General features: G+C 35.5%; 11 protein-coding genes, 1 pseudogene and 1 riboswitch. Of the genes and pseudogenes, 7 read left to right on the top strand and 5 right to left on the bottom strand.

Annotated elements, in window-relative coordinates:
- Positions 1–171: 171 nt before the first annotated feature.
- A complete protein-coding gene (locus G3O09_RS12110; RefSeq protein WP_163101746.1) occupies positions 172–1,536 on the bottom strand; it encodes a hemolysin family protein in 1,365 nt (454 codons plus the stop codon).
- A 401-nt stretch (positions 1,537–1,937) separates the two neighbouring features.
- On the opposite strand from G3O09_RS12110, the gene G3O09_RS12105 reads away from it, so the two are divergent.
- The 4 genes and pseudogenes from G3O09_RS12105 to G3O09_RS12090 all read left to right on the top strand — a co-directional run.
- On the top strand, positions 1,938–2,681 hold the full coding sequence (locus G3O09_RS12105) for a FixH family protein (protein ID WP_163101745.1): 744 nt from the start codon (positions 1,938–1,940) through the stop codon (positions 2,679–2,681).
- A 95-nt stretch (positions 2,682–2,776) separates the two neighbouring features.
- Positions 2,777–2,956 (top strand): Lmo0850 family protein, encoded by a 180-nt coding sequence (locus G3O09_RS12100; RefSeq protein WP_163101744.1) that lies wholly within the window; start codon positions 2,777–2,779, stop codon positions 2,954–2,956.
- Positions 2,957–3,122: 166 nt separating this feature from the next.
- The gene (uptA, locus tag G3O09_RS12095; protein WP_163101743.1) at positions 3,123–3,752 is read left to right on the top strand and encodes an undecaprenyl phosphate transporter UptA; all 630 of its coding nucleotides are present in this window, start codon (positions 3,123–3,125) and stop codon (positions 3,750–3,752) included.
- A 114-nt stretch (positions 3,753–3,866) separates the two neighbouring features.
- Positions 3,867–4,147, top strand: a pseudogene (locus tag G3O09_RS12090) (cation:dicarboxylate symporter family transporter); the annotation flags it as partial.
- Between the two features lie 92 nt (positions 4,148–4,239).
- On the opposite strand, the gene G3O09_RS12085 reads toward G3O09_RS12090, so the two are convergent.
- The 3 genes from G3O09_RS12085 to G3O09_RS12075 all read right to left on the bottom strand — a co-directional run bounded on the left by G3O09_RS12085 (position 4,240) and on the right by G3O09_RS12075 (position 6,962).
- A complete protein-coding gene (locus tag G3O09_RS12085; protein WP_163101742.1) occupies positions 4,240–4,380 on the bottom strand; it encodes a hypothetical protein in 141 nt (46 codons plus the stop codon).
- Positions 4,381–4,698: 318 nt separating this feature from the next.
- Positions 4,699–5,814, bottom strand: a complete 1,116-nt coding sequence (locus G3O09_RS12080; protein WP_163101741.1) for a histidine kinase N-terminal domain-containing protein — start codon at positions 5,812–5,814, stop codon at positions 4,699–4,701.
- Positions 5,815–6,080: 266 nt separating this feature from the next.
- On the bottom strand, positions 6,081–6,962 hold the full coding sequence (locus G3O09_RS12075; RefSeq protein ID WP_163101740.1) for a cation diffusion facilitator family transporter: 882 nt from the start codon (positions 6,960–6,962) through the stop codon (positions 6,081–6,083).
- Between the two features lie 210 nt (positions 6,963–7,172).
- Positions 7,173–7,274: riboswitch (TPP riboswitch) on the top strand.
- Positions 7,275–7,414: 140 nt separating this feature from the next.
- On the opposite strand from G3O09_RS12075, the gene thiT reads away from it, so the two are divergent.
- Both thiT and G3O09_RS12065 read left to right on the top strand, forming a co-directional pair.
- Positions 7,415–8,002, top strand: a complete 588-nt coding sequence (gene thiT / locus G3O09_RS12070; protein ID WP_163101739.1) for an energy-coupled thiamine transporter ThiT — start codon at positions 7,415–7,417, stop codon at positions 8,000–8,002.
- Positions 8,003–8,159: 157 nt separating this feature from the next.
- Positions 8,160–8,570, top strand: coding sequence for an NUDIX domain-containing protein (locus G3O09_RS12065; protein WP_163101738.1), 411 nt, complete (start codon positions 8,160–8,162; stop codon positions 8,568–8,570).
- Positions 8,571–8,608: 38 nt separating this feature from the next.
- Here the strand turns inward: G3O09_RS12065 and G3O09_RS12060 are convergent, their stop codons facing one another.
- Positions 8,609–9,145 carry a universal stress protein gene (locus G3O09_RS12060; RefSeq protein WP_163101737.1) on the bottom strand — a complete coding sequence of 179 codons (537 nt, stop codon included), beginning with the start codon at positions 9,143–9,145 and terminating at the stop codon, positions 8,609–8,611.
- A gap of 247 nt (positions 9,146–9,392) precedes the next feature.
- Between G3O09_RS12060 and G3O09_RS12055 the strand changes: the two genes are divergently transcribed.
- A complete protein-coding gene (locus G3O09_RS12055) occupies positions 9,393–9,575 on the top strand; it encodes a hypothetical protein (protein ID WP_163101736.1) in 183 nt (60 codons plus the stop codon).
- Positions 9,576–9,789: the final 214 nt, after the last annotated feature.

Here is a 9,789-nt window from a genome sequence, read left to right as displayed (position 1 = left end):
AAAGGGATAAAGAAAAGGGATAAAAAAGGGCAATTTCTTGTTCTAAATCGAACGAGAAATTGCCCTTTTTTTATCTCACCATGTTTACATTTTTAAAAATGCAAGTTTTTCAGTGCCCTCAGTTTCTGCCGGGTTTATTTCACATTTGAAGGTGAAAAAAGGTTCTTTCTATTAAGAAACTATTTCTGACTTTTCATTTACGAGAATAGGTGTTTCCTCTTCAGATACTGCAGATACAGATTCTGATTTCTTAAGAACTTCAACGTAACGAATGTGGTGTTCTTCCATTTCTTTTATGATAAAAGAATAGGTGTCATATTCTAAAATATCACCTTGTTTAGCTTCGTAGTTTTCAGTTAGGATCCATCCACCAATTGTATCGATGTCCTCATCGTCAATGTCTGTTCCTAGCAGGTCGTTCACCTGACTGATAAGAACTTTTGCATCAAATAGGAAATGGTTATCAGCCAATTTTCGTACTTCTGCAATTTCATCGAGATCGAATTCATCACGGATTTCCCCAACAATTTCTTCAAGTATATCTTCAACTGTTACTAATCCTGATGTTCCACCATACTCATCCATTAGAATGGCCATATGAATTCTTTCTTTTTGCATTTTTAACAGTAGATCATGGATGGGCACAGTATCAATAATTCGAATAATAGGACGAATATATGGCTCAATAGGTTGTGAATTGAAGGATTGGTTTGTAAGCATATCAGTGAATAGTTCCTTCACATTGATCATGCCCACTACATGGTCCTTATCTCCATCAATGATCGGATAACGTGTGAACTTTTCTTCCTTTAAAACAGTAAAGAAAGTTTCCATGGTATCTTCTTTTGAAAGAGTTACGATTTCAGTTCGCGGTACCATGATTTCTTTTGCGATACGATCATCGAATTCAAATATTTTATTTACATACTTGAATTCAGATTGGTTAATTTCACCACTTTTATAGCTTTCTGAAAGTATTATTCGTAGCTCTTCTTCAGAATGGGCGATATCATGCTCTGAAGCTGGTTTCAACCCAAACATTCTTGTCACAATTCTAGCTGATCCGTTTAAAACGAAGATAAATGGATACATGATTTTATAAAAAATCATTAATGGCTTAGCCGTCATAAGACTGACTGTTTCCGCTTTTTGAATTGCTAGTGTTTTTGGAGCTAATTCACCAACGACTACATGAATGAATGTAATGAACGCGAATGCGATTGCGAATGTTAGAACGTGCGATACCGATTCAGGGATGTCAAAATTATTGAATACTGGTCTAAGCATGCTTTCGACAGTTGGTTCTCCCAACCACCCCAAGCCTAATGCTGTTATGGTAATACCTAGTTGGCAAGCAGATAAATACTCATCCAAATGTGTGGTTACAATTCTAGCAGACATTGCGCCAGAACGACCTTCTTCAATCAACTGATCAATCCTTGACGATCTAATCTTCACAATGGCAAATTCTGCAGCTACGAAAAATGCCGTAAAAGCAATTAAAATGGCTACAATAACCAAGTTTAATATGTCCAAATAGCTTCCTTATCCCGCACGCTGCGAGAAAGGAGTCACCTCCTGAGGGTTTAAAATCTTATTTGTGTTTTTATTTATATATAAACGTTTTTTTACAGCCCCACTTACATCACCTCTACAAGATTGTAAGATAAAGATAATTATAGAAAATCTTAAACTTTCAGTCAAACATCATAGCCTTGTTGTTTGTCAAGATTACTTCATATATATGGATGAATTTTCATGATTATTAAAGGTTTTTCTAACTATGAAGAGGAATTTATAGATGGGTGAAAATTTTTTGGAAGATAGCTGGTAGCATAAATACGATTTTTAATTTTTACTCAACATAAACTTCATTCATTCTTCACAATTTATGGGTAGAATGTATTTATCAAGTTTAGAAATACAGGAGAGTAAGCATGAATAAACTTTTACTACTATCTATGACATTTTTAGTTATTTTAACTGGATGCAATGGAATAGGAGACAAGAAAGATTCAGAAACAAAAGAACAAGTTGATAAATCTGCCACTCCCATAAAGGCGGAAATACAATTATCAAATCAAGCTAAAACTGGTGAGAAAACAAAAATTGTCGTTGAGGTTTCTCAAAATGATCAGCCGGTAAATGCAAGCGAAGTAGTCTTTGAGATTGTAAAGACAGGGGAAAATACAAAACAAATGATTGACACGAAAAATACCAAGCAGGGAAATTATGAGGCAGAATATATCTTCCAAACTGCAGGTACATATCGAATCACAGCACATGTTACTGCTTCTAATATGCATACTATGCCAGAAGATGAAATAACGGTTGTACAAGCAGGTAATGTTAGTTCCAGTAAAAAGAATACCACTTCAGAGCATCACCATTCACATGTAGAGTTCGAATTCAATCCAAAAGCTGTTCAATCTATAGGAAAGCAAGAACTATTGGTGTCCATCAAAAATGAACATCATCCTTTGGAGAAATCAGAAGTTCAATTCGAAGTTTGGCTGGAGGGTACAGATAAACATCTGTATATTCCTGCTAATGAAATAAAACCTGGATCATATATGGCTGAAATCACTTTTAGTGAAACAGGCATACATAACATTCAAATCCACGTTGTTAAAGATGAAATACACGATCACTCTAAATACCAAGTTAACATTCAAAATTAATAAGAAAATATAGTTTAGTCATTTCAAGAGCTGGGAATAAAAGAAATATCAATTGAAACGTTCGATAAAAAATAAGAGTTTGGGGGATGGAAGCAATGGTTACTGATATTATTTCTAAGTTTCAAAATAAAGGAATCAAAATTGAAAAGACTAAATCACGTCGAGAAGTTTTTCAGCGTGTTTTCCAAACTGACCCTGCTCTAGTCGTTTCAAAGATTAATGAAGCTTGTTCAAATAAGCTTGGAGGCAGTACGATCAACCTAAGTAAAGTTTAATACCCCTTTATATTTTTATTAAAAGGACAGGCCAATGGTTTGTCCTTTTTTTATGCTTTTATTAGTATTCTATATATCCATAGAGTTTATGGTTCTTGTACCTATCGTTCTTGTGTATAATAAATACGGGCTTGTACATAATAAGATCTTTTTTAAGGAGTGCTATATGAAAGATATTATTTTTAACATCTTAATGTTTTTGTCCGATTTAGGATACTTTGGTATAGCAATTGGACTCATGATAGAAATCATCCCGAGTGAGATTGTACTTGGATACGGTGGATTTATGATTTCAACTGGTAAAATTGGTTTCCTTGGAGCCGTAATAGCAGGAACTATTGGCGGAACTTTTGCCCAATTATTCCTGTATTGGGCTGGTTATTTAGGTGGTAGACCATTTCTTGAAAAATATGGGAAATATGTCCTGATTCAGAAAAAACACATTGATGTTTCAGAGCAGTGGTTTGAAAAATATGGGGCAGGTGTCATTTTTAGTGCCCGATTCATCCCGGTAGTCAGACATGCAATTTCCATCCCAGCCGGAATTGCTAGAATGTCAGCATGGAAATTTACAGTGTATACAGTTGCTGCTATCATTCCTTGGACGATTTTCTTCCTATACCTTGGGATGGTCTTAGGTGAAAACTGGGCAACTATTAAAGAAGTTGCAGCTCCTTACGTATTACCTTTGGTTGGAGTTGCGATTGTAATTGCTGGGTTATACTTCTTTTGGAAAAAGAAAAAAACCCCTCCAATTGTGACAGTTAAAAAGTTTCAAGGGAACGAAAAGCGATGATAGCTTTTCGTTTTTTTTTTTGAATATTGAAGGTCATGAGTGAGTGTTTTTCGTACTTGTTTAACGGATATCATTTTGAGTCTTCACCTAAAAAATAAGAATCTTGGATCATTCTATGTTGTGGATTTAACAATAGGTGAGATAACAACTGTTGTGGTAATTGCGGTGTTGGTGAGCATTGGGACGGCAGGGGTGCCTGGTGTGGGGTTAATCATGCTTGCGATGGTTCTTTCATCCGTCCAGCTTCCAGTTGAGGAATTGATTTGATTCTCGGTATTGATCGATTATTAGACAAGTCCCGCACAGCTGTAAATATAGCAGGTGATACCGCATGTTCTCTAATAGTAAATGAGCAAGAATCGAAAATAACAGATAAATTAGAGCGAACTCTTTAAACATATTTCTTCTATATGTGGTCCTTGTAGTAACAAAAGGGCCTTTCATAACATATAGCTTGTCTATATACGATAGAATTAAGAATTGAATATTAGTTCCATTTTTTTCGCAGACTAATAGAACTGTATTTTTTTCCACTTCCTTTGCATACTGGACATTTACGCTTAATAATCCAAAAGGTAGTGACAAAGCCTGTACCTCTGCAATTAATGCAGATTTTTGCTAACTTCATGTCCAACTCCTCCCAACATAATGGTCTACTTACAATATATGAATTTTCACTGTGAAGGATATCAATTTTATTAATGTTATTGAATTGAAATACATAAAATGGAACGGGAACTTTAGCGATTATATTTAATAAAAACACTTCTTTATTAGTTGGGGAAAATGTTATGTTCTTCGATATCCTTATCCTAGGGAGGGAGTATTCGTTTTCGGTTGGGGCATTGGGTACATTTCAGAATTTAGTTGAGGAAGGTTTATTATGAAAGAAATACTTTAGAAAGCTAATAAAAAAGTCTTCCAGTTCCTATGCTGGAAGACTTTTTTATTGATGTACTGGTAACGTTATGGTAAACGTTGTAACCGATTCTGATGACGTACAGCTTAGTGTACCGAAATGTTTAGATATAATTTCTTTACAAACGAAAAGACCCAAACCTGTACCTACCTTTTTCGAAGTGTAAAACGGTTCAAAAATTACATTTATTTGTGCTTTCGGGATCTCTGCTCCATTGTTAGAGAGCTGAATGATAAATTGTTGATTATCATTTTGTAAAGCATTAATCGTTAAGACAGGTTGGTTCACACCGCTAAGAGCGTCTAAGGCATTCAAGATGATATTTAATAGCACTTGTCTAATTTCATCGGAGAAGCCGAATAGCCTAACATCCGGATCTACGTTATGACGGATCAAAACATTACTATCAACGATACTTGGATACAAGAAATCGATGACTTCATCAAATAGATTTTTGAATAGAAAGACTTTCTTTTCTTTTTCCACACTTTCCTTTTTGGATAGCATTAAAAATTGTGAGATTCTGAAATTAAGTTGGTCAACTTCATTTCCAATGATATCTAAATATTTTAAATCAGGATATTCGGACTTTAATAACTGGACAAACCCTTTAATAGAAGTAAGAGGGTTTCGGACTTCATGCACGAAACTGGAAGTCATCTGGCCTAATAAGGTCAATCGATCTTGGTGAGTTTGATTAATCACCTGATTCTGATTAATAATCACCGAGTTCTGTAATTCTGTATAGTGACTTGCAGAATGATGAAGAAAATGATCAAAACAGTCATTCAGTATTTTAATATGCTTTTGAATTTCAGGGTTATAAACATTAAGAGCTACGATTTTGTTAAACACAAGAGTGCGGCCAATACATACATTGTAAATAAAATCGCCAATGTTAACATTAGCTTCAACCCGTTCTGCAGCAATTGTAAAGGCTAGCTGCTTAATATCGTTCATATGTTCTTCCTTAGGATCACGCATCATATTAATGAATAATTTGAACATGCTAAGTCCATTCAAAGGAATTTTTTCCTGTAAAGGGTCCTGTTGGGAGACGATAATGTGTTGACTCCATTCCTCTAGTAACTCTTTTTTGTTGTGAATCAAAAAATCTGCAACAGAATCCTTAATTCCTAGCATAGAATCCTCCAGAATTTTTTCTACTTCCGTAGAACAATTTTATATATCTACTTTCCGCTAAGTACAACAATTCTAATGGTCATATAGTTGTTGTATTCGGTAAATAGAATAGGAAATCCTTCATGAAAAATAGATTTTCTTAAAATTTGATAAGGAAGTATGAAGGAAATTCTTTTGAAAGTAACAAAATCCGACAAAAGATATAAGGATTCGATAAGAAAGCGCACTGAAATTATGCGACTTTCGGTTTAATAAAAGGTTTGTTGTTAATCACTTTTACCCATGTCGTATGGTTCTATATGCAAGATGGCATGTTGAATTTGATGGAGGGTTGAAAGCCTTTCTTCAACATGATCTGTAATATTATGACTCTCGACCACATTTAAATCCTTATCGACTAGGATGGTAGCTTCAAGCAAAATATCGTTACCATGCATTCTAGCTTTCACATCGGTTGTCATCTGCACTCCATCGGTAGTATCGATGGTTTTTTTAATATCCTGAAGCAACTGTTCATCAAAGCCATCTGTCAATGTATGGGAAGCATCTGAAAAAATTTCCCACGCTGTCTTACAGATAATGAATCCAACAGAGAAAGCAGCTGCAATATCCAACCAATCAATGCCAATATAAGTACCAACAATCCCGACGAATGCACCGATACTGACGAGAGCATCTGAACGATTATCTTGAGCGACTGCAAGCAAGGATGCATTTTTGGTCTTCCTGCTTAAAGATAAGTTGTAACGGTATATTATGAACATGAAAGCAGCTGCGATTATAGCCACGACTGCTGTAAGTAGTTCAGGCTTTTCGGTTTCATTATTGAAGTAAGACATAAACGATTGATAAATAACCTGTAAACCAACGCTCATCATAATTAAAGCTGCAACTAGTGAAGAAATGGTCTGTGCTCTTGTATGACCATATCTATGGTTATGATCAGGTGGTATATTAGAGATTTTTAAGCCAATCAGAACAGCGACCGAGGCAATAATATCAGTCGTGTTATTTAATCCATCTGCCCAAAGTCCTTGAGACTGCCCGTAAAATCCGGCTATCAGTTTAACGGCTGAAAGGACCATATAGGAAGCAATGCTGATCCAAGCCCCTTTTTGAGCTAACGTTGTAGAGTTTTGTTCATTCATATTTATGTACCTCCATACACATCATAGCCAAATTAAGATACCAAATGCAAGGTGAGTGGGTCTATAGAAAAATTGTGCTCTAAACCCATTAATATTGGGGTTTGTCATAGTTATTGGTAGTGTATAAAGAAGTTGGGTTAGGTAAAAATAAGGAATTTGAATTTGATATTTTTATTCATTTCATAGTATAATAGTCATTGAAAATTACATTAGTTCCACAGGGGGAGCCTATTGGCTGAGAGTGAACGTAAAAGTTCAGACCCTATGAACCTGTTAGTTAATGCTAGCGTAGGGATGTGGTGATTGGATAATGCGATGCCAGGCAGCCAACACGTCCTTGTATCGTTTTTTTGTTGTCAAAAAATATACAAGAGGCATGATTTTATCCACTTCCATAATCTTTCGACCTTACTTTAACGGGGCAATGGAGCTTTAAAAAGAAAGGAAGATCGATGTTGCAAAACAAAACATTATTTATAGTTGAAGTAGCAGTATTTTCGGCGATGGCATTATTGCTGGACCTAGTTTCAGGCTTTATTTTCTCTAGAATATGGCCGCAAGGTGGATCGGTATCCATTGCGATGGTGCCAATTTTCCTAATGGCTTTCCGTTGGGGATGGAAAGGTGGAGCGTTGACTGGTCTACTACTAGGACTTTTACAAATCATTTCAGGTCAAGCGTGGATTGGCCATCCTGTTCAAGGATTCATTGATTACTTTTTAGCATTTGCCGTTGTTGGGGTTGCTGGTGTCTTTGCTAAACAAATACAAGAAAGTTTCCGATCCGATGATAAAGCAAAAGGCATTCGTCTAAGTGTTATAGCTGTATTACTAGGCAGCTTCCTACGATTCCTATGTCATTTTGTTTCTGGAATTGTATTCTTCGGCTCAAGTGCACCTGAAGGTCAACCTGTAGCACTGTTCTCGGTTATTTACAACGGAACCTACATGCTGCCAAGCTTCATTTTGTCAGCAGTTTTAATCGGAGTTCTATATTCATCGGCATATAGAGTGTTAATTCGAAAGCCAGCTACATTATAATAAAAAAGTAAGCTTGTAGAATATTGATTCTACAGGCTTTTTTAATTAAAAATTAATGGCTGTTTTCGTATACTGTACTCTAGTTACTGGAATTTTTTATCAACCTGAATTAATCTATTATTACTAAATTGTAAGATTATAAGTTAGGGGAGAGAACATGAATCGGGTCGATGTTGTATACACACTTTTACATAATGAAGAAAAGAATGAAGTATTGATTGTTCTTAACAGTAAAAACGGTTTATGGAGTTTGCCTGGAGGAGCTGTAGAACGAGGAGAGACATTAAAGCAAGCAGCTGCTCGTGAAACTCTGGAGGAAACAGGTCACATTGTTGAGATAAAGGACTTAATCACCTTAAATGAAGCGTTCATTGATAAGGATCACGTGTATTTTATGACTTTTAAAGGGAGTATTATTGAAGCTCCGGAGACGATTCCTTATGAATTAAATATAGTGGAAGTACGTTGGGTAAGCATTGAGGAAGCGGATGAGAAAATGATGTACTTACCAGTTCCGGTATCAAAAATGGTAACGGGGGAAGCTAAGAGATATAGTTTACAAGGATAATAAAAAAGGTGCCCAAAAAATATTTGAGCACCTTTTGGTCATTTTGCAATCAAAACACTGCAGTTTGCGTTTTTGGTGATTTTAGAGCTAGTACTACCAAGGAATAGCCTTTCAAGTCCGCTTTTACCACTGTTTCCCACAATAATTAAATCTGCTTGATGCTGGTTAATATAATCACTGATGCTAGTTGCTGCGTTTCCTTCTAGTATCTCAAAATGATGATCTACCCCCTGTCCTTGAAGGAAAGTCCGAACCTTTGCCTGTGCTTTATCAATACTACTTTGAATGATGCTATGAGTACTTGTTTCATTTTGATATTGTTTCAATTCAGATGAAACTGGTGTTACTTGTGTTGGATCGACAAACATTCCATCTGCGGAATATGTGGTGAACCGTGGGGAAGGTGTGACCACACTATTTTCAACCGGTTCGTAATAATCCTCATGAAACACATGTAGAACAGACAATTTTGCTCTTGGAAATGCTCTTACCATTGATGCCCCCCATTCTAGAGCTTTCATTGATTCCTCATTATCATCAAAACCAACAATTATATGATTGATTGCCTGCACCATTGAAACCAGCCCCTTCCTATTTAATTTTTAGCTTTAGTACCCTTTACCCAAATTACATGGATAGAAATCATTAAATTTTTCAAATAGTAAAAAGGACCCCCGGAAATATTCGGAAAAAATCGAATTTAGTATTAGCAATATAAGCTATAAAATATGTAGAATTTTCTAAAAATTTATCGAATTGTGACTATAGTCTAATGTTATCTGTTTCCATATCTTATATGATAAGAAGAAAGAGGTGATTAGTATGCTTCATAAACAACATGATGCAAGAAGACACCCTACAATCGATCGCTGTTTAAAACATCTTGAGGTTTTAGGCACTGATGATAAAACGAAACAAATTGTTTACATGTACATGAAAAATCTTCATCAGGAACTTTTGAAGAGAGATGAAGTAAAATCTACTGGACAAGGACAGCATTTTTAATGATTGTTAAACTATGTTTCTATAGAGCAATGAATTGTTTAAGGCCACTTGCATAAATACTCGGACCATACTTCAGGTTCAAGTGTATGCAAGTGGCCTTTTTAGTTTGTATCCATTTATCTTATGATCAAGGTGAATTTCTAAAGCTCCATAGGTGTAATATGTAGGGTTTCTGGGTATATGAAGAAGGAACTATTCTACTATTACATATTAT

The organism is Peribacillus alkalitolerans (genome assembly GCF_010882125.1).
Classification (GTDB): Bacteria; Bacillota; Bacilli; order Bacillales; family DSM-1321; genus Bacillus_BN; species Bacillus_BN alkalitolerans.
Note: the sequence above shows the minus strand (reverse complement) of the source record. Positions and strands in the feature narration are given on the sequence as shown.